Here is a 19110-nt window from a genome sequence, read left to right as displayed (position 1 = left end):
ACCGCAGTGATGCAATCGCAGGCAAGCCAGCTCCCACAGGAAACAAAGCCAGTGTCGACAGTTCACCTTTCGAACTTACCGTGACCGAGTCCTGACGATGAACACTGAATTTCGCAAACCGCTCCCCGGCAGCCGCCTGGATTTCTTCGACGCCCGTGCGGCTGTCGAAGCAATCACCCCCGGCGCCTACGCCACCTTGCCTTACACCTCGCGCGTGCTTGCCGAAAACCTGGTACGCCGTTGCGACCCGGCCACCCTCAACGCATCCCTGAGCCAGTTGATCGAGCGCAAACGTGATCTCGATTTCCCCTGGTTCCCGGCGCGCGTGGTGTGCCATGACATCCTCGGCCAGACCGCTCTGGTGGACCTTGCCGGTCTGCGCGATGCCATCGCCCTGCAAGGCGGCGATCCGGCGCAGGTCAACCCGGTGGTGCCGACCCAACTGATCGTCGACCACTCCCTGGCTGTCGAGGCTGGCGGCTTTGACCCGCAGGCGTTCGAGAAAAACCGCGCCATTGAAGACCGTCGCAATGAAGACCGCTTCCACTTTATCGAGTGGACCAAAAAAGCCTTCAAGAACGTCGATGTCATCCCGCCGGGCAACGGCATCATGCACCAGATCAACCTGGAGAAAATGTCGCCGGTGATTCAGGTCCGTGACGGCGTAGCCTTCCCGGATACCTGCGTCGGTACTGACAGTCATACTCCCCACGTCGATGCCCTGGGCGTGATCGCCATTGGCGTCGGCGGCCTGGAGGCCGAGAGCGTGATGCTCGGCCGTGCGTCGTGGATGCGCCTGCCGGAAAGCGTCGGCGTGGAACTGACCGGCAAGCTGCAACCGGGCATCACCGCCACCGATATGGTGCTGGCACTCACCGAGTTCCTGCGCCAGCAGAAAGTGGTCGGCGCCTGGCTGGAGTTCTTCGGCGAAGGGGCTAGTGCACTGACCCTGGGCGACCGTGCGACCATCTCCAACATGGCTCCTGAATACGGCGCCACTGCAGCGATGTTCTATATCGATCAGCAGACCATCGCCTACCTCAAACTCACTGGCCGAGAAGACGAACAAGTCGCCCTGGTCGAACAGTACGCGCGCCACACCGGTCTGTGGGCCGATGACCTCAAGGGGGCTCAGTACGAGCGTGGCCTGACCTTCGACCTGTCCAGCGTCGTGCGCAACATGGCCGGGCCCAGCAACCCACACGCCCGTGTTGCCACCCGCGACCTGGCGTCCAAAGGCATCAGCGGCCAATGGGACGAAGTGCCAGGGCAAATGCCCGACGGGGCGGTGATCATTGCGGCCATCACCAGTTGCACCAACACCAGTAACCCGCGCAACGTCATCGCGGCGGGGCTTCTGGCACGTAACGCCAACAAGCTCGGCTTGGCCCGCAAGCCGTGGGTCAAGTCGTCGCTGGCGCCGGGCTCGAAAACCGTGGCCATGTACCTGGAAGAGGCCGGCCTGGGCCATGAGCTGGAAAAGCTCGGTTTCGGCGTGGTGGCCTTTGCTTGCACCACCTGCAACGGTATGTCCGGCGCGCTCGACCCGGTGATCCAGCAGGAAATCATCGACCGCGACCTGTACGCCACCGCCGTGTTGTCGGGCAACCGCAATTTCGACGGGCGCATTCACCCTTACGCCAAGCAAGCCTTCCTGGCTTCGCCGCCGCTGGTGGTGGCCTATGCGATTGCCGGCACCATCCGTTTCGATATCGAGAAGGACGTGCTCGGCCTGGATGCCGACGGCAAGGAAATTCGCCTGCAGGATATCTGGCCGAGCGACGAAGAGATCGACGCGGTGGTCAAGGCATCGGTCAAGCCCGAGCAGTTCCGTGCGGTGTACATCCCCATGTTCGCGATTCACGAAGACACCGGCCCCAAAGTCACCCCGCTGTATGACTGGCGCCCGCAGAGCACCTACATCCGTCGCCCGCCGTACTGGGAAGGCGCGCTGGCCGGCGCGCGGCCGCTCAAGGGTATGCGCCCGCTGGCGGTGCTGCCGGACAACATCACCACCGACCACCTGTCGCCGTCCAACGCGATCATGCCGGGCAGTGCCGCCGGGGAATACCTGGCGAAGATGGGCTTGCCGGAAGTCGACTTCAACTCCTACGCGACCCATCGCGGTGACCATCTGACGGCGCAGCGCGCCACCTTCGCCAACCCGAAACTGTTCAACGAAATGGTGCAGGAAAACGGCAAGGTCAAGCAGGGCTCGCTGGCGCGAATCGAGCCGGAAGGCAAGGTCACGCGGATGTGGGAAGCGATTGAAACCTACATGGAGCGCAAGCAACCGCTGATCATCATCGCCGGTGCCGACTACGGCCAGGGCTCGTCCCGCGACTGGGCCGCCAAGGGCGTGCGCCTGGCCGGTGTGGAAGCGATTGCCGCCGAAGGCTTCGAGCGCATTCACCGCACCAATCTGGTGGGCATGGGCGTGTTGCCGCTGGAATTCCTGCCGGGCACCGACCGCCACACCCTCAAGATCGACGGCAGTGAAACCTATGACGTGATCGGCGAGCGCACCCCGCGCGCGCAACTGACCCTGGTGATCAACCGCAGGAATGGTGAACGTGTCGAGGTGCCGGTGACGTGCCGCCTGGATACTGCCGAAGAAGTGTCGATCTACGAGGCGGGCGGCGTGTTGCAACGTTTTGCCCAGGATTTCCTGGAATCGGCGGCCACCGCCTGAAGAGGACTACCATGGCACACGTAGCGCAAATCAAGATCCCCGCCACCTACATGCGTGGCGGCACCAGCAAGGGCGTGTTCTTCAGCCTCAAGGACCTGCCCGAAGTCGCTCAGGTGCCGGGGGCGGCCCGCGATGCCTTGTTGCTGCGGGTCATCGGCAGCCCCGACCCTTACGACAAGCAGATCGACGGCATGGGCGGTGCCACTTCAAGTACCAGCAAAACCGTGATCCTGGCCAAAAGCGCCCGCGCCGATCACGACGTGGACTATCTGTTCGGCCAGGTCTCCATCGACAAGCCGTTTGTCGATTGGAGTGGCAACTGCGGCAACCTGTCGGCCGCAGTGGGCTCGTTCGCCATCAGCGCGGGCCTGGTTGACCCGGCCCGCGTGCCCGAGAACGGGGTGGCGGTGGTGCGGATATGGCAGGCCAATATTGGCAAGAGCATCATCGCCCATGTGCCGATCACCAACGGCGCGGTGCAGGAAACCGGCGACTTCGAACTGGACGGTGTGACCTTCCCGGCCGCCGAAGTCCAGCTGGAATTCATCGACCCGGCGGCGGAAGAAGAGGGCGGCGGTGGTTCGATGTTCCCCACCGGCAACCTCATCGACGACCTGGAAGTACCGGGCGTGGGCACCTTCAAGGCCACGTTGATCAACGCCGGTATTCCGACCATTTTCATTAACGCTCAAGACCTCGGCTACACCGGTACCGAACTGCAGGGCGCGATCAACAGCGACCCCAAGGCCCTGGCCATGTTCGAGACGGTACGGGCTTATGGCGCGTTGCGCATGGGCCTGATCAAGCACCTGGACGAGGCCGCTCAGCGCCAGCACACACCCAAGGTTGCGTTCGTGGCCAGGCCTGCGGACTACGTGGCCTCAAGCGGCAAGGTAATCAAGGCCGGCGATGTGGATCTGTTGGTGCGTGCTTTGTCCATGGGCAAACTGCACCACGCCATGATGGGTACGGCGGCGGTAGCGATCGGCACGGCGGCGGCGATCTCCGGCACCCTGGTCAACCTGGCGGCGGGCGGCGTGGAGCGCAATGCCGTGCGCTTCGGGCATCCGTCCGGCACCTTGCGCGTCGGTGCCGAAGCCAGCCAAGTGAACGGTGAATGGGTGGTGAAGAAAGCCATCATGAGCCGCAGTGCGCGGGTGTTGATGGAAGGTTTCGTGCGCGTCCCCGGTGACGCTTTTTAGCTTTATGTGGGAGGGGGCTTGCTCCCGATAGCAGGGTGTCAGTCGCCCCATTCATTAACTGACCCACCGTCATCGGGAGCAAGCCCCCTCCCACAGGGATACAAGCAGGCAATCAGACCTGCGCAACGATTAACCCTGACCCTGAGGATGGAACAACCCAACTTTTAGGAGAACTGCCATGAGCGCCAACGTCGACCAGAACAACCGCCCCGACTACGACCAGGTTTTGCAGGACATCGCCGACTATGTCCTCAACTACCGCATCGAATCCCGGGATGCACTGGACACCGCCCGCAATTGCCTGATGGACACCCTTGGCTGTGGCCTGCTGGCCCTGCGGTTCCCCGAGTGCACCAAGCACCTGGGGCCGATAGTGGAGGGCACCGTGGTGCCGTTCGGCGCGCGCGTGCCGGGCACTTCGTTTCGCCTCGACCCGGTCAAGGCCGCCTGGGACATTGGCTGCATCGTGCGCTGGCTCGACTACAACGACACCTGGCTCGCCGCTGAATGGGGCCACCCTTCGGACAACCTCGGGGGCATTCTCGCCGTGGCCGATCACCTTTCGCAAAAACGCGTGGCCAATGGCGAGGCGCCGCTCACCGTACGTGCGGTGCTGGAAGCGATGATCATGGCCCACGAAATCCAGGGGGTGATCGCCCTGGAAAACTCTTTCAACCGCGTCGGCCTTGACCATGTGCTGCTGGTCAAAGTCGCCTCCACCGCGGTCACCGCCAAGCTGATGGGCGCCAATCGTGAACAACTGCTGTCGGCCTTGTCTCACGCTTTCGTTGATGGGCAGGCGTTGCGCACCTATCGCCATGCACCGAATGCCGGCTCGCGCAAATCCTGGGCCGCAGGCGATGCATCGAGCCGTGGTGTGCGCCTGGCGGATATCGCCCTGCGTGGCGAAATGGGCATCCCCGGTGTGTTGAGTGCGCCGCAGTGGGGGTTCTACGACGTGTTGTTCAGCCACACCAACAAGGACCTGGCGCTCAAGCCCACAGACAAGCGCGCCTTCAGCCTGCCTCAGGCCTACGGCACCTACGTGATGGAAAACGTGCTGTTCAAGATCAGTTTTCCGGCGGAGTTCCACGCGCAAACCGCCTGCGAGGCGGCGGTGACCTTGCACCCGCAGGTCAAGCATCGTCTGCATGAAATCGAACGTATCGTGATCAGCACCCATGAGTCGGCGATTCGGATTATTTCCAAGGTTGGCCAATTGGCCAACGCTGCCGATCGCGACCACTGCCTGCAATACATGACCGCCGTGCCCTTGGTGTTCGGCAATCTGGTGGCCGAGCACTACGAAGATGATTTCCACGCGGCCCACCCGATCATCGACGAGCTGCGCGACAAGATGGTCATCGTTGAAGACCCACGCTATAGCCGCGAATACCTGGAGGCGGACAAGCGTTCCATTGCCAATGCGGTGCAGGTGTTCTTTATGGATGGCACCTGCACTGAGCAGGTAGCGGTGGAATACCCGATTGGCCATCGCCGCCGTCGGGTGGACGGTATCCCATTGCTGGAAGACAAGTTCAAAGCCAACCTGGCGACGCGGTTCACTGCGCAGCGCAGCGCCGAGATTGTTGCGTTGTGCAAGGATCAGGCACGGCTTGAGGCGACGGCTGTGAACCGTTTCATGGATCTGTTGGTGATCTAAAAAACAACGCGGCCAATGTGGGAGGGGGCTTGCTCCCGATAGCTGGGTGTCAGTCAACAGATTCATTGACTGGTCCACCCCTATCGGGAGCAAGCCCCCTCCCACATTTTTCCTCCATTGGGGCAACTATCGGGTCAGGCGCAAGCTTGTTCAAACCGCAGTATCACCCTGCGGTTGTGCTTGCTCTTCTTTTCGATTTTCTCGCAGAACACCCGGCCGATTTCCTCGGTGTTGAGCACATGGGTGCCGCCGCATGGCTGGATATCGATGCCGGGGATCTCAATCACCCGTACCGAGCCCGACACCACCGGTGGCGCAACCGCCTGGGTGCGGGTGATCTGTAGCAAGGTCGCGTATTCGGTGGCGGGCATCGACAGGGTCTTCACCGCGTGGGCCTGCTCGATCAGGGCGTTGAGGTCACGGGTTAGACCGTCTTTGTCCAGGGTCATTTCCGGCAGGTCGAAATCCAGTCGGCCTTTATCCGCACTGATGCTGCAACCGGTCACGGGCGCGTCAATGAGCGAGCACAACAAATGCAGGCAGGTGTGCATTTTCATGTGCTGGTAGCGCCGCTCCCAATCCAGGCCGGCGTCTACCTGGATGCCCGCCGTCAACTGCTCGGGGCAATGGTCAACCTGATGCCAGATGATCGAGCGCAACACCGGATCGCGCACGGTACCTGTCACCTCGACCCGCGTGCCATCGGGCAGGGTGAAATGGCCGGTATCGCCCGGTTGCCCGCCGCCGGTGGGGTAGAACAGTGTGTGCTCCAGGGCGATGCCGTGTTCACTGACCGCAATAACCCGGGCGCTGAACGCGTTCTGATAGGGCGCGCTGTCGAACAGCGCCAGGGTTTCCATGGTATGCACGGACATGTTCAACCTCCAACGATCAGTGGGCTGGCTTGCAAGAGATGGCGCACCATCGCGCTCAAGCCAGGGGGAGAGAGCAGGGTGATTTCAAATTCCGGCCCGCAGACTTTCAGGTTCAGCGGCAAGCGCGGCAGTTGTTCGCCGGTATCGACACGGTGCAGACGAAATTGCAGGTGGTGGCGCTCTTTCACCGTGGGTTCGAGCATTAACCCTTGCAGCGGATGAAAGTCGGCATCCAGCACCGTGACCTTATGACCGGCACTCACCTCACCGACGACGTGCAAGCGCTCATCCAGGGCAAAGGCGCCTAGGTAATTGCTGCGGTCCGATTCGTCGTTTTTTTGCAACTGGATCTGGTTGACTACCTTGACCTTGGTGCCTGCCGGTACGTCCTGGGTGATCACGCAGGAGGGGCTGATAAATACGTTGTCGCCGATCGACACGTAGCCCAGCACCCGGGCACCGGCGCCCACCTCGACGTTGTTGCCCAGGCGCGGGTGGCGCTTGCCGTCCGGATTGTTGGCGATGCCGCGGGCTCCCAGGGTCACGCCGCACAGGATGTAGCAGTCGTTGCCGATCACGCAGGTTTCGCCGATGACGGTGCCATAGCCATGGTCCAGTACAAAGCGCCGGCCGATACGCGCCGCCGGATGAATCTCGGCACCGGAGAGAATCTTGCCCTGGTTGCTGAGCTTGAGTGCCATGCGCGAAAACATCCCATGGCCCGTGTCGGGGAAATTCCACACCTGGTGCGCAAGACGATAGAACAGCACTGCCTTGAACGATGCATAGGATTCCAGGATCAACTCACCGCGCCCACGCGATGCCGGATCTCGATAGGCGTAGGCGATCAGGTCCTCGGCCACTGCTTGGGCGGCGTTCTGGATCAGTGGCGCCAGGTGTGGTTCCAACTGCTTCATCTGCCCGGGCGTCAGGGTCGTGATGAGATGGGTAAGCAACTCATCGTGCAGCAGTTGCATGTCGATAAAGCCCCCCATGGAGGCACCCCCGCATTCTGGATGATTGAAAAACCCGTTACTCGAAACTGGGCAGGTAGCTGTCGGCATTGTCGTAGACCATGGTCAGCACCACCGTTTCAGGCGGCAGTTCGGGGGCGAGTTGGGCGATGGCAACCATGTTGGCGGCGGAGGACAGCCCCAGGCTGATGGCGTCGGTGCGCATGATGCGTTTGATCATGTCCAGGCACGCCGAGTGCGACACCTTGAGCATGCCGTCGATCACGTCCAGGTTGAGGATGCTCGGGATCAGGCCAATCGACAGGCCCTGGATTGCGTGCGCAGCGTGCTGGTCTTTGAGCAGGTCGCATTCCTGCGGCTCCACGCCCATCACGCGGATCGCTGGCCAGGCGGCCTTGAGGGTTTCGCCAATGCCGGTGATATGGCCACCTGTGCCGATGCCGCTGACGAAGTAGTCCACGCGCTGATCACCGAAGGCGCGGATGATCTCCGGCGCGGTGGTGTCGCGGTGGGTCTGCGGGTTGGCGCCGTTGCGCTGCTGGTTGAGCATCACGAAGTTGGGGTTTTCCAACTGCAGTTCCATGCACTTTTCGCCGTGGGAGTTGTTGCCCAGGCGGCTGTCTGACAGCACCACTTTGGCACCATACAGGCGTAGCAATTTCTGCTTTTCGGGGCTGTAGTTGTCAGGGATCACCAGCACCACTTTATAGCCCAGGACATTGCCGGCCATCACCAGGCCAATGCCGGTGTTGCCGCCGCTGGGTTCGATGATGGTTTGCCCGGAGTCGCGGATCAGTACGCCACGGCGCTCGGCATCGAGGATCATGCCCAAGGCGATGCGCGCCTTGTGGCTGCCACCGGGGTTGAGGGATTCCAGCTTGGCGTAGACTTCGATGCCGAGGTCTTCGGAAAACTGGGCCAGGCGCACGATAGGCGTTTGGCCGATGACGTCGAGAATGGAGTTATGCAGCATCAGCAAGTCTCCACGATCAGTACAGAGGCATGTCGGGTTCGACGTCGCGAACCCAGTGCTTCATGCCGCCCTGCAGGACTTTGGTGTTCGCGAACCCGGCTGCCAGCAGGGTGCTGGCGGCTTGTTCGGCTCGGGTGCCCGCGTAGCAGATCAGGTAATGGGTGTTGTCTCGGCTGAGGTTGTCGAGTTGCCCATCCAGTTCGGCCAGGGGAATGTGCAACACGCCTGGCAGCTTGCACACTTCCAATTCGCTGGCGTCGCGCACGTCCAGCAATACATCGGCGCTGTTGGGGTGCTCAAGCACCTGCTTGAGGTTCTGAGGCTTGATGTAGCGTTCTGCCGCCAGCGACGGTTGGCTCGGTACGGCATCGGCACATGCCGTGGGGGCGGCGCTTTCGCTGCTGCGCAGCTCCGAGCAGCAGGGGCAGTCGAGGCGGCGCTTGAAGCGGATCTCGCTGAACTTCATCGCCAGCGCGTCAAAGCGCATCAAGCGGCCGGATAAAGGTTCGCCAATGCCGATCAGCAATTTGATCGCCTCGGTGGCCTGGATCATTCCTACCACACCCGGCAGCACGCCGATCACGCCGCCGGCGCTGCAATTGGGCGCCAGTTCTGCGGGCGGGGCCTTGGGAAACAGGCAGCGATAGCACGGCCCGCCTTTGTAGTTGAGCACGCTGATCTGCCCGTCGAAACGGTAGATGGCGCCATAGACCAAAGGTTTGCCCAACTGTACGCAAGCATCGTTGACCAGGTAGCGGGTATCGAAATTATCGGTACCGTCGATCACCAGGTCATAGGCGCCCACAAGTTCCAGAGCGTTGTCGGTGTCAAGCGCGGTGTTGTGCGCATTGATCCGGATATGAGGGTTGAGGTCCAGCAGGCGTTGCTTGGCGGACTCGACCTTGGGCATTCCCAGGGTGCTGTTGCCATGGACAATCTGGCGCTGCAGGTTGCTGCTTTCCACCACGTCAAAATCCACCAGCCCCAGGGTGCCGATGCCTGCCGCTGCCAGGTACAGGCTGATGGGCGAGCCCAGGCCCCCGGTGCCGATGACCAGAACTTTGGCTTTCTTCAGGTTCAATTGGCCTTCGCGGCCGACGCCCGGCAGGGTGATGTGGCGCACGTAGCGCTGCACTTCTTCGTTGCTCAGGGTGTCGATGTCCATGCCGCCTGAGGTGGCGAGCAACACTTCGATCCGGGATTTTGGCGGCAGGACTTCATCGGCTTCGATCAGCGCCTCCTCGGCGGTAAACAGGAAATGTTCCTTGAGCTGGTTGTTCTTTTCATGGAACAGGTGCTGACGCAATTGGGGGTGATTGGTGCAGAGATTTTCAATGACTTCGCGCAATGTCGATCCGGCGCCCTCAAGGGTCGATTCCGGCAGCTTGGCCACGCGAACCAGAATGTCGGGGAAAGAGACAGCGTTCATGGACAACTCCGTGTGCAGGTCGTTGAAGGGTTGAGGTGCGAAATGCTTGCCATCCCAGGCAAACAGTTTTGAACCCAGGACCTGGCGTTGGCGAACATCCACCACCAGATAGCTGACGGGGTAGATCGGCTCCCCCATGAACAGCGCCTTGTCCTGGTCTTCATCACTGAAATAGGCGCCGACATCCGGGTGGGAGTGATAGATCACCACCACCGGATTGTCGCTGCGAAACGCCTTGTTCAGCAGCAGGGTATCGGCCACCGAGAAGGTGTAGCCGTTGGCCGCGCTGCGGGGGTACATCTGGGAGTTCTTGTGGTGCAGCTCGTTCTGGATATTGCTGCCCAGGTACACACTGCCGTCGGCGAAGACGAAGCCGCAGCACTCTTCTGGGTAGCTGCGGCTGGCGTGGGCGTAGATCTGTTCCAGGGCGGTGGGGCGGAGGACTTCCATGTTTCTCTCGCGTTGGTTGAGGGTCATTTTTTCTTGGCCAGGAGTTTTTCAACCGGCAGCTTGGTGATCGCAAAGCCGGCCAGCAGAATCGCCGAATACAGCATAAGGTCGCGGGAAATTTCCACGCCTTCGTACCAGGCACCGATGATCACCGCGAACACCGGGAAGATGATGAAGACGAACGACAGGATGATCGGGCTCAGGCGCTTGAGCAGCATGAAATACACAATAAACCCGCCTACCGAGGCCACCAGCCCGAGGTAGAACAGTGCAGTCCAGGAGCGCAGGGTGATGTCATTGAAGGCTGGCGTTTCAAACCACAGGCCGGCGACGAACAACATCAGCCCGGCGATGCCGATGGGCAGGGTGTTGTAGGTAATCACGCTGATGGCACTGCCTTTCTGCTTGGTAATCACGTAGCACAACGCGTGCATGATCGCGGCGCTCAGTATCGCCAACACCCCGAAGAACTCGGCGTGGTCCAGGTGCAGGCCCTGGCTCTTGATGATCATGTAGAGGCTGCCAAACCCGATACCGATGCCAACGACCTGGGAGAAGTAGATGCGCTCACGCAGGAACAGCGCCGAAAAGATCAGGATGAATACCGGCATGCAGCTGAACAGCAGGGCCGTCAGGCCGGATGACACGTGCATCTCGCCATAGTTGAGCAGGTAATAGGGAACGCTGAAGTACGACAGGGTCACAAACACAAAGAACCAGCGGCTTTCCCGTGGGAACAGGATCGGCTCGCGACGCACCATGGCAAAACACAGGAACAGCGGAAACGCGATCAGAAAGCGCAGCCCGGCGGATGTCAGCGGCGGCACGCTCTCTACGGCGATCTTGATGCCCAGCCATGTAGTGCCCCAACTCAGGCACACGATCAGAAACATCAAGCTGGTCACCAGCCCGGCGAGCCACTGTTTTTGAGTTTTTGTTTTTGCAGTGTTTTCGAGAACGGCGGACATTGGCATCTTTTATTGCTTCCCTGAGCCGGAATTGAACTCTATATTGAACTTGTAATGAGTTATGTTTATCGGCGATTGAACCCGTAAAAGCACACTATTAGGGCGAAAGATGGCTGTCAAAACAAATATTGACATGGTGTCAATTATGCGTGAGGGCCTGTCCAATGGGCAGGGCGTGAAGTACAAGCGCCTGTCTGATGTGATGGAGCGGGGCATCCTCGAAGGCTTGATTGAACCGGGACGAAAACTGCCGCCCCATCGGGTGCTGTCCGACAACCTGGGGGTGACCATTGGCACCATCAGCCGGGCCTACGGTGAGCTGGAGCGCCTGGGCTTGGTGGTTGCACGGGTCGGTGACGGAACCTTCGTGCGCAAGCGTGGGATGGAGCGTCAGCGTGATGAAGGCTTTCGCAATTTCAGCGAGGAGCCGCGCCAGTACTTCGACATGAGTCGCAACATGCACATTCCGGGGCAGGAAACGGTGTTTCTTGCCCAGAGCTTCCAAACGCTGTCGACCAACGCCAAGTTCCTGCAGGACATCAGCGCCTATACCCCCGACGCCGGCTTGCCGCGTTACCGTGAAGCCGGGGCGCAATGGCTGGTGCAGCGCGATTTTCATCCGATTCCAGAGCAGGTCATCTGCGTCAACGGCGGCCAGCACGGTTTGCTGTGCGCGATGATGGCGCTGCTGCGTGCTGGCGATACGGTAGTCACCGAGCAACTGACTTATCCTGGGCTGATTACGGCTGCGCGCATGTTGGGCGTGCGCCTGATTGGCCTGGAAATGGATGAAGAAGGCGTGTTGCCCACGGCGCTGGATGAGGTCTGTCGTAATCACCGCATTTCGGCGTTGTACTGCACGCCGACTATTCAGAATCCCACGACGGCGGTGTTGTCGGTGGCGCGTCGCGAAGCCTTGGCCAAGGTGTGTCGTGAGCACAACCTGCTGATTCTCGAGGACGAAGCCCACGGCGTGCTGGTTGAGGATCGCCCGCCGCCCCTCAGCTATTTCGCGCCTGAGCGTACGATTTTGATCAGCAGTCTGAGCAAAGCGGTGTCGGCAGGGTTGCGGGTAGGCTACGTCCACGCACCGCCCGCGCTGGTCAGTCGCATTTCCGCGGCGTTGCGCTCGACCTGCTGGATGGCGACGCCTGTGACCCTGGAACTGGCCACCCAGTGGATCGAAAACGGCACGGCGGAATATCTGTTGCGCCAACAAATCAACGAAATCAGCCGCCGCAAGACCTTGGTCGAGGATTTATTGATCGGGCTGGCGTATCGCACCCACCTCAACAGCCCGCATTTCTGGATCGAAGTGCCGGAGCCATGGCGTGCGTCGGAAATCGAGGCAGAGCTCAGGCAGAACAATTACCTGATCGCCACCGCCGAGGCGTTTGCCGTGGGGCAGACGGCGGTGCCGCAGTTTATTCGGGCGAGTATCTGCAATACGTCTGGCGATGATCAGTTACTGCGCGAGGGGTTTGATGCGCTGGCGACGGCGTTGGGGCAGGGGGGGGGGCGGTTTCATCTGTAAATCCGCGTTACCGTTCATCGCAGGCAAGCCAGCTCCCACAGGGGAACGCATTCCAACTGTGGGAGCTGGCTTGCCTGCGATAGCGTCAGATCAGGCGACAGAGATCACTTGAAGCGCCGCTCCACACCCTTCTCAACCAAAATCTTTGCCGAAATCTCTTCCACCGAAAAATGCGTGGAATTGATGTGTGCAATATTCTCGCGACGGAACAGATTTTCCACTTCACGCACTTCGAATTCGCACTGCGCATAGCTGGAGTAGCGGCTGTTGGGCTTGCGTTCGTTACGGATGGCGGTCAGGCGGTCCGGGTCGATGGTCAGGCCGAACAGTTTGTGCGAGTGGGCGCGCAGGGCGGCGGGCAGCGTCAGGTGCTCCATATCGTCTTCGGTCAGCGGGTAGTTGGCCGCACGGATACCGAATTGCATGGCCATGTACAGACAGGTCGGGGTCTTGCCGCAACGCGACACGCCCACCAGGATCAGGTCGGCCTTGTCGTAGTAGTGGGTGCGGGCGCCATCATCGTTGTCGAGGGCAAAGTTCACCGCCTCGATGCGCTCCATATAGTTGGAGTTATGCCCGATGGAATGGGACTTTCCGACAGAGTATGAAGAATGCTCACTCAACTCCTGTTCCAATGGCGCCAGGAAGGTCGAGAAAATGTCGATCATGAAACCATTCGACGTTGCGAGAATCTCACGAATGTCTTGATTGACGATGGTGTCGAAAATGATCGGGCGAAAACCGTCTTTTTCAGCCGCCAGATTGATTTGTTGTACCATGGCCCGCGCTTTATCCACGCTGTCTATATAAGGCCGGGTGAATTTGGCGAAGGTAATGTTTTCGAACTGCGCAAGCAGGCTCTGGCCCAGTGTTTCGGCTGTGATGCCGGTGCCGTCGGAAATAAAGAAAGCAGATCGTTTCATTTGAGCCCTGGGCCTTAAGCTGATGGCGAATCTTGGATATGATAGGCGCGATTTTGCCGTCCCGCAGTGGGCCGCATTCTCACTTATTTTCCAGGTCCAGGCCACAAGCGCTGGCGTTAGCTCCTACTGAGCAACCCGCGTCCTGAGCTTTTCCAACACAGAAAGTGGAGAGATCACCTTGGTAGAGTACGTAGTTTCCCTCGATAAGCTCGGCGTCCATGATGTAGAGCATGTGGGGGGCAAGAACGCATCCCTCGGCGAGATGATCAGTAATCTTGCAGGCGCTGGTGTCTCGGTGCCCGGTGGTTTCGCCACCACGGCCCAGGCTTACCGCGACTTCCTCGAGCTGAGCGGCCTCAACGCCCAGATCCACGCCGCGCTGGATGCCTTGGACGTCGACGACGTCAACGCCCTGGCCAAGACCGGCGCCCAGATCCGTCAGTGGATCATGGAAGCCGAGTTCCCCGAGAAGCTCAACGAAGAAATTCGCACCGCCTTCGCCACCCTGTCCGCCGGCAACCCGGACATGGCCGTCGCCGTGCGCTCCTCGGCCACCGCCGAAGACTTGCCGGACGCTTCCTTTGCCGGCCAGCAGGAAACCTTCCTGAATATCCGTGGCGTGGAAAACGTCATTCGCGCGGCCAAGGAAGTATTCGCCTCGCTGTTCAACGACCGCGCTATTTCCTACCGTGTACACCAGGGTTTCGACCACAAGCTGGTGGCCTTGTCTGCTGGTGTGCAGCGCATGGTGCGTTCGGAAACCGGCACTGCTGGCGTGATGTTCACCCTGGACACTGAGTCGGGCTTCCGTGATGTGGTATTCATTACCGGTGCCTACGGCCTGGGCGAAACCGTCGTACAAGGCGCGGTCAACCCTGACGAATTCTACGTGCACAAGCACACCCTTGAGGCCGGACGCCCGGCCATCCTGCGCCGCAACCTGGGCAGCAAGGCGATCAAGATGATCTACGGCGACGAAGCCAAGGCCGGTCGCTCGGTGAAAACCGTTGACGTCGACAAGGCCGAGCGCGCGCGTTTCTGCCTGACCGATGCTGAAGTCAGCGAACTGGCCAAACAGGCGATGATCATCGAGAAGCACTACAAGTGCCCGATGGACATCGAGTGGGCCAAGGACGGTGACGACGGCAAGCTATATATCGTGCAAGCGCGTCCGGAAACCGTGAAGAGCCGCACTTCGGCCAATGTCATGGAGCGTTACCTGCTCAAGGAAACCGGCACCGTACTGGTGGAAGGCCGTGCCATTGGTCAGCGCATCGGTGCTGGCAAGGTGCGGATCATCAAGGACGTGTCGGAAATGGACAAGGTCCAGCCCGGCGACGTGCTGGTTTCCGACATGACCGACCCGGACTGGGAGCCGGTGATGAAGCGCGCCAGCGCCATCGTCACCAACCGAGGCGGGCGTACTTGCCACGCGGCGATCATCGCCCGTGAACTGGGGATCCCGGCGGTAGTCGGTTGCGGCAACGCCACCCAACTGCTCAAGGAGGGCCAGGGTGTCACCGTGTCCTGCGCCGAAGGCGATACCGGTTTCATCTTTGAAGGTGAACTGGGCTTCGACATCAAGCAAAACTCCATCGACGCCATGCCGGACCTGCCGTTCAAGATCATGATGAACGTCGGCAACCCGGACCGCGCCTTCGATTTCGCGCAGTTGCCGAACGCCGGTGTGGGCCTGGCCCGCCTGGAATTCATCATCAATCGCATGATCGGCGTGCACCCCAAGGCCTTGTTGAACTATGACGGCCTGCCGCTGGATATCAAGGAAAGCGTCGACAAGCGCATCGCCGGCTACAACGACCCGGTAGGCTTCTATGTCGAGAAGCTGGTGGAAGGCATCAGTACGCTGGCCGCGGCGTTCTACCCGAAAAAGGTCATCGTGCGCCTGTCGGACTTCAAGTCCAACGAGTACGCCAACCTGATCGGCGGCAAGCTCTACGAGCCGGAAGAGGAAAACCCGATGCTGGGCTTCCGTGGCGCCTCGCGTTACATCAGCGAAGCGTTCCGCGACTGCTTCGAGCTTGAGTGCCGTGCCCTCAAGCGCGTGCGCAACGAGATGGGCCTGACCAACGTCGAGATCATGGTGCCGTTCGTACGCACCTTGGGCGAAGCAAGCCAAGTGGTCGACCTGCTGGCCGAAAACGGCTTGACCCGTGGCGAGAACGGCTTGCGCGTGATCATGATGTGCGAATTGCCGTCCAACGCCATCCTCGCCGAAGAGTTCCTGGAGTTCTTCGACGGTTTCTCCATCGGCTCCAACGACCTGACCCAGCTGACCCTGGGCCTGGACCGCGACTCCGGGATCATCGCTCACCTGTTCGACGAGCGTAACCCAGCGGTCAAAAAGCTGCTGGCCAATGCCATCCAGGCGTGTAACAAGGCCGGCAAGTACATTGGTATCTGTGGCCAAGGCCCTTCCGACCACCCTGACCTGGCCAAATGGCTGATGGAGCAGGGCATCGAAAGCGTCTCGCTGAACCCGGACTCTGTGCTGGAAACCTGGTTCTTCCTGGCGGAAGGCCAAGCGTCCGCTTAAAGTCGCAACGTCAAAAGTGCCGGTCACTCGTGAGGGTGACCGGCATTCTTATCTGTACTGGGCGGGAACTCCTTGCGGACGCCGCCCTTTTTTGTGCAAGAGCATTATGCAAAGCAGCAGCAACCTGTTTCCCGTCGCCTTGATCAGCGCTGAACGTCGTGGCGACCTGAGTGAAGACGTCTACCGGCTCAAGCCCGGCAATAGCCCTGATGGCACCGTCGAGCTGGCGGTTACCCGTTTGGGCCTGGCCGATGTCCCGGAAAACCGGGGCACGCCGATTATTTTATTGCATGGCAGCTTTTCCAATCGGCGCTTCTGGTACTCGCCCAAGGGGATCGGCCTGGGCGCTTACCTGGCGCGCCGGGGTTTTGATGTGTGGATCCCGGAAATGCGCGGCCATGGGCTGTCCAAGCGCAACCATGAGTACGCCAGAAACCGCGTCGCCGATTACGCCCGCTACGATTTGCCGGCCATGGGGGCCTTTGTGCGTGAGCAAAGCGGGCAGGTCCCGCACTGGATCGGGCATTCCCTCGGTGCCACGACCTTGGCTGCGGCCCTGGGCGGGCAACATTTGGGGGCGCCTGAGGTGGCTTCGGTGGCATTGTTCGGCTGCCAGGTCAGCCGCACCCATTGGCCGTTGAAAATTCCACCCGTGGAGTGGGGTACTCGGTTGATCCTCAAGCGCCTTGCCCATGTGTCTGGCCCACGCTTCAAGCGCGGCCCCGAGGATGAGCCGGCGGGAGTGATGATCGAAGCGATGCGCTGGAATGGCCTGTTCGGCCGCTTCGGCGATGCCGAATGTGACTGGTGGAAGGGCTTGGCGCAGATCGATGTGCCGTTGCTCGCGGTCAGCGCGGCGGGCGATCGGCAAGACCCGGACTGGGCGTGTCGCAAGCTCTTCGAGCAGGTCGGCAGCGAGCATCGCCAGTATCTGTGCCTGGGGCGCGAGCAGGGTTTCAGCGAGGACTTCGGGCATGTGCAGATGCTGGTCAGCAAAGCCGCGCAGGCCGAAGTATGGCCATTGGTGGAACGGTGGTTGAACGACCCACTGACACCATTATTCGGGACTCGACCCCAAGTGGCCGCAGCAGTTTGAGCAAACGCTCTACCAAGGGCGTTTCACTCTTGAGTGGTTGCGGCTAAGATATGACGCGCTGGGCGCTTCTGGTCATATTCAGTCGCGCAACGTGTATTGCGTTGCGCTGATGCGGGTCCGATCATGGCGGCTCACCACTGGCAGGCACTTAAAGAATGCCTGTCGCGGCGCGTTTTTCTGATGTACACCGTGGATGTTCGATCTCTTCTTTGACGACAGGAGCTTCTCGATGAACCATTACGTGACCCCCGACCTGTGTGACGCCTACCCGGAACTGGTGCAGGTAGTGGAGCCGATGTTCAGCAACTTCGGTGGCCGAGATTCTTTTGGGGGTGAGATCGTCACCATCAAATGCTTCGAAGATAATTCCCTGGTAAAGGAACAGGCTGACCAGCCGGGCGCTGGCAAAGTGATGGTCGTTGACGGCGGAGGCTCACTGCGCCGCGCGTTGCTGGGCGATCTGATTGCCGATAAAGCTGCGAAAAATGGCTGGGAAGGGCTGGTGATCTATGGTTGCGTCCGGGATGTGGATGTTCTCGCCCAGACCGACTTGGGTGTGCAGGCACTGGCCTCCCACCCGATGAAAACCGACAAGCGTGGCCTCGGTGACCTGAACGTCGTTGTGACGTTCGCGGGTGTGACGTTCCGTCCGGGTGAGTACATCTACGCCGACAATAACGGCGTGATCGTGTCGCCCAGCCCGCTGAAAATGCCTGAATAAACCCAAGGAGTCTGGATGTTCGAGGAAGAGAACGCGCAATGGGGGCTGGTACATGCCCTGGTGCTGGATGGTAAAGGCGGTGCGCGTTCGATTGCCCGGACTGAGCTCGACGATCTGCAGTTGCAACCCCAGGAAAGCCTGTGGCTGCATTGGGATCGCAGCCATCCCCAGACCCAGACCTGGCTGCGCAAATCCAGCGGCCTGAGCGAATTTGCCTGCGACCTGCTGCTGGAGGAGAACACCCGCCCACGGTTGTTGCCGTTGCCCGACGCCGAATTGCTGTTGTTTCTGCGCGGGATCAATCTCAACCCCGGGGCAGAGCCGGAGGACATGGTTTCGGTGCGTATCTTCGCCGCCGCCAATCGTGTGATCTCCCTGCGTTTGCGCCCGTTGCGCGCCACCGATGAGCTATTGGTGCAACTGGCGGACGGCAAAGGCCCAAAAACGGCGTCTGAACTCATACTTTATATGGCTCAGTACCTGACCAATAAAGTGCAGGATCTGGTTACAGGGTTGTCAGAAATCGTCGATTCCGAGGAAGAAAAACTCGATGCCGACGAACGGTATACCCCAGAGCACGGCAGCGTTTTGCAGATCCGTCGGCGCGCGGCCGGGCTCAAGCGGTTTTTGGCACCACAGCGGGATATTTTTGCCCAGCTGACGCGAATAAAATTGGCATGGTTCTGCGATGACGATGCTGACTATTGGAACGAGTTGCACAACAGTCTGACCCGTTACCTGGAAGAGCTGGAACTGGCCAGAGAGCGCGTGGGGCTTGTGCTTGAGGCCGAAGACCGGCGCTTGAGCCTGCGCATGAACCGCACCATGTATCGCTTCGGGATCATCACCGGGATCTTCTTGCCGATGAGTTTTCTCACCGGTTTGCTCGGTATAAATGTGGGTGGCATTCCGTTCTCCGAGAGCCCCTACGGATTCATGATTGCGTGCCTGTTGATGGTCTCGGTGGCCCTGGGACAATGGTGGCTATTTCGACGATTACGATGGGTTTGAGCTGAATATGACCTGAACGTAGGAAAGGGTCGATGTGACCCGATG

General features: G+C 60.4%; 14 protein-coding genes. 8 read left to right on the top strand and 6 right to left on the bottom strand.

Annotation, left to right across the window (positions count from 1 at the left end; genetic code table 11):
- Positions 1 to 97: 97 nt before the first annotated feature.
- The 3 genes from acnD (at position 98) to prpD (ending at position 5557) form a co-directional block, all read left to right on the top strand.
- Positions 98 to 2692 carry a Fe/S-dependent 2-methylisocitrate dehydratase AcnD gene (gene acnD, locus E4O97_RS19470; RefSeq protein WP_032879911.1) on the top strand — a complete coding sequence of 865 codons (2595 nt, stop codon included), beginning with the start codon at positions 98 to 100 and terminating at the stop codon, positions 2690 to 2692.
- An 11-nt stretch (positions 2693 to 2703) separates the two neighbouring features.
- A complete protein-coding gene (gene prpF, locus E4O97_RS19465) occupies positions 2704 to 3894 on the top strand; it encodes a 2-methylaconitate cis-trans isomerase PrpF (RefSeq protein WP_248131133.1) in 1191 nt (396 codons plus the stop codon).
- Positions 3895 to 4072: 178 nt separating this feature from the next.
- Positions 4073 to 5557, top strand: a complete 1485-nt coding sequence (gene prpD, locus E4O97_RS19460; protein WP_248161993.1) for a 2-methylcitrate dehydratase — start codon at positions 4073 to 4075, stop codon at positions 5555 to 5557.
- A gap of 134 nt (positions 5558 to 5691) precedes the next feature.
- Here the strand turns inward: prpD and E4O97_RS19455 are convergent, their stop codons facing one another.
- The 5 genes from E4O97_RS19455 to E4O97_RS19435 are packed head-to-tail and all read right to left on the bottom strand — an operon-like array spanning position 5692 to position 11226.
- Entirely contained in the window at positions 5692 to 6432 is a 741-nt protein-coding gene (locus tag E4O97_RS19455) for an alanyl-tRNA editing protein (protein ID WP_032879914.1), read from the bottom strand.
- 2 nt (positions 6433 to 6434) lie between these two features.
- Positions 6435 to 7427, bottom strand: a complete 993-nt coding sequence (locus E4O97_RS19450) for a serine O-acetyltransferase (RefSeq protein WP_248161992.1) — start codon at positions 7425 to 7427, stop codon at positions 6435 to 6437.
- 37 nt (positions 7428 to 7464) lie between these two features.
- A complete protein-coding gene (locus E4O97_RS19445; protein ID WP_057701141.1) occupies positions 7465 to 8379 on the bottom strand; it encodes a cysteine synthase family protein in 915 nt (304 codons plus the stop codon).
- Positions 8380 to 8395: 16 nt separating this feature from the next.
- Positions 8396 to 10258, bottom strand: coding sequence for a molybdopterin-synthase adenylyltransferase MoeB (gene moeB / locus E4O97_RS19440; protein ID WP_248161991.1), 1863 nt, complete (start codon positions 10256 to 10258; stop codon positions 8396 to 8398).
- Positions 10259 to 10281: 23 nt separating this feature from the next.
- A complete protein-coding gene (locus E4O97_RS19435; RefSeq protein ID WP_032879916.1) occupies positions 10282 to 11226 on the bottom strand; it encodes an EamA family transporter in 945 nt (314 codons plus the stop codon).
- A 109-nt stretch (positions 11227 to 11335) separates the two neighbouring features.
- Here E4O97_RS19435 and E4O97_RS19430 point away from each other — a divergent pair, with 109 nt between their 5' ends.
- Positions 11336 to 12760 (top strand): PLP-dependent aminotransferase family protein, encoded by a 1425-nt coding sequence (locus E4O97_RS19430; protein ID WP_248161989.1) that lies wholly within the window; start codon positions 11336 to 11338, stop codon positions 12758 to 12760.
- 104 nt (positions 12761 to 12864) lie between these two features.
- Here E4O97_RS19430 and E4O97_RS19425 read toward each other — a convergent pair whose 3' ends face one another.
- A complete protein-coding gene (locus E4O97_RS19425) occupies positions 12865 to 13683 on the bottom strand; it encodes a pyruvate, water dikinase regulatory protein (protein ID WP_003193298.1) in 819 nt (272 codons plus the stop codon).
- Positions 13684 to 13861: 178 nt separating this feature from the next.
- On the opposite strand from E4O97_RS19425, the gene ppsA reads away from it, so the two are divergent.
- The 4 genes from ppsA to E4O97_RS19405 all read left to right on the top strand — a co-directional run bounded on the left by ppsA (position 13862) and on the right by E4O97_RS19405 (position 19065).
- Positions 13862 to 16237, top strand: coding sequence for a phosphoenolpyruvate synthase (ppsA, locus tag E4O97_RS19420; RefSeq protein ID WP_005790384.1), 2376 nt, complete (start codon positions 13862 to 13864; stop codon positions 16235 to 16237).
- A 106-nt stretch (positions 16238 to 16343) separates the two neighbouring features.
- Positions 16344 to 17333: an alpha/beta fold hydrolase gene (locus tag E4O97_RS19415; protein WP_032879918.1), complete on the top strand. Its 990-nt coding sequence runs from the start codon at positions 16344 to 16346 to the stop codon at positions 17331 to 17333.
- Positions 17334 to 17562: 229 nt separating this feature from the next.
- Positions 17563 to 18054 carry a ribonuclease E activity regulator RraA gene (gene rraA / locus E4O97_RS19410; protein WP_005790380.1) on the top strand — a complete coding sequence of 164 codons (492 nt, stop codon included), beginning with the start codon at positions 17563 to 17565 and terminating at the stop codon, positions 18052 to 18054.
- 15 nt (positions 18055 to 18069) lie between these two features.
- Positions 18070 to 19065 carry a zinc transporter ZntB gene (locus E4O97_RS19405; RefSeq protein WP_005790378.1) on the top strand — a complete coding sequence of 332 codons (996 nt, stop codon included), beginning with the start codon at positions 18070 to 18072 and terminating at the stop codon, positions 19063 to 19065.
- The last annotated feature ends 45 nt before the right edge of the window (positions 19066 to 19110 follow it).

The sequence above is a fragment of the Pseudomonas sp. W15Feb34 genome (assembly GCF_023127765.1).
GTDB lineage: Bacteria > Pseudomonadota > Gammaproteobacteria > Pseudomonadales > Pseudomonadaceae > Aquipseudomonas > Aquipseudomonas synxantha_A.
This window is presented reverse-complemented; position numbering and strand designations above follow the sequence as displayed.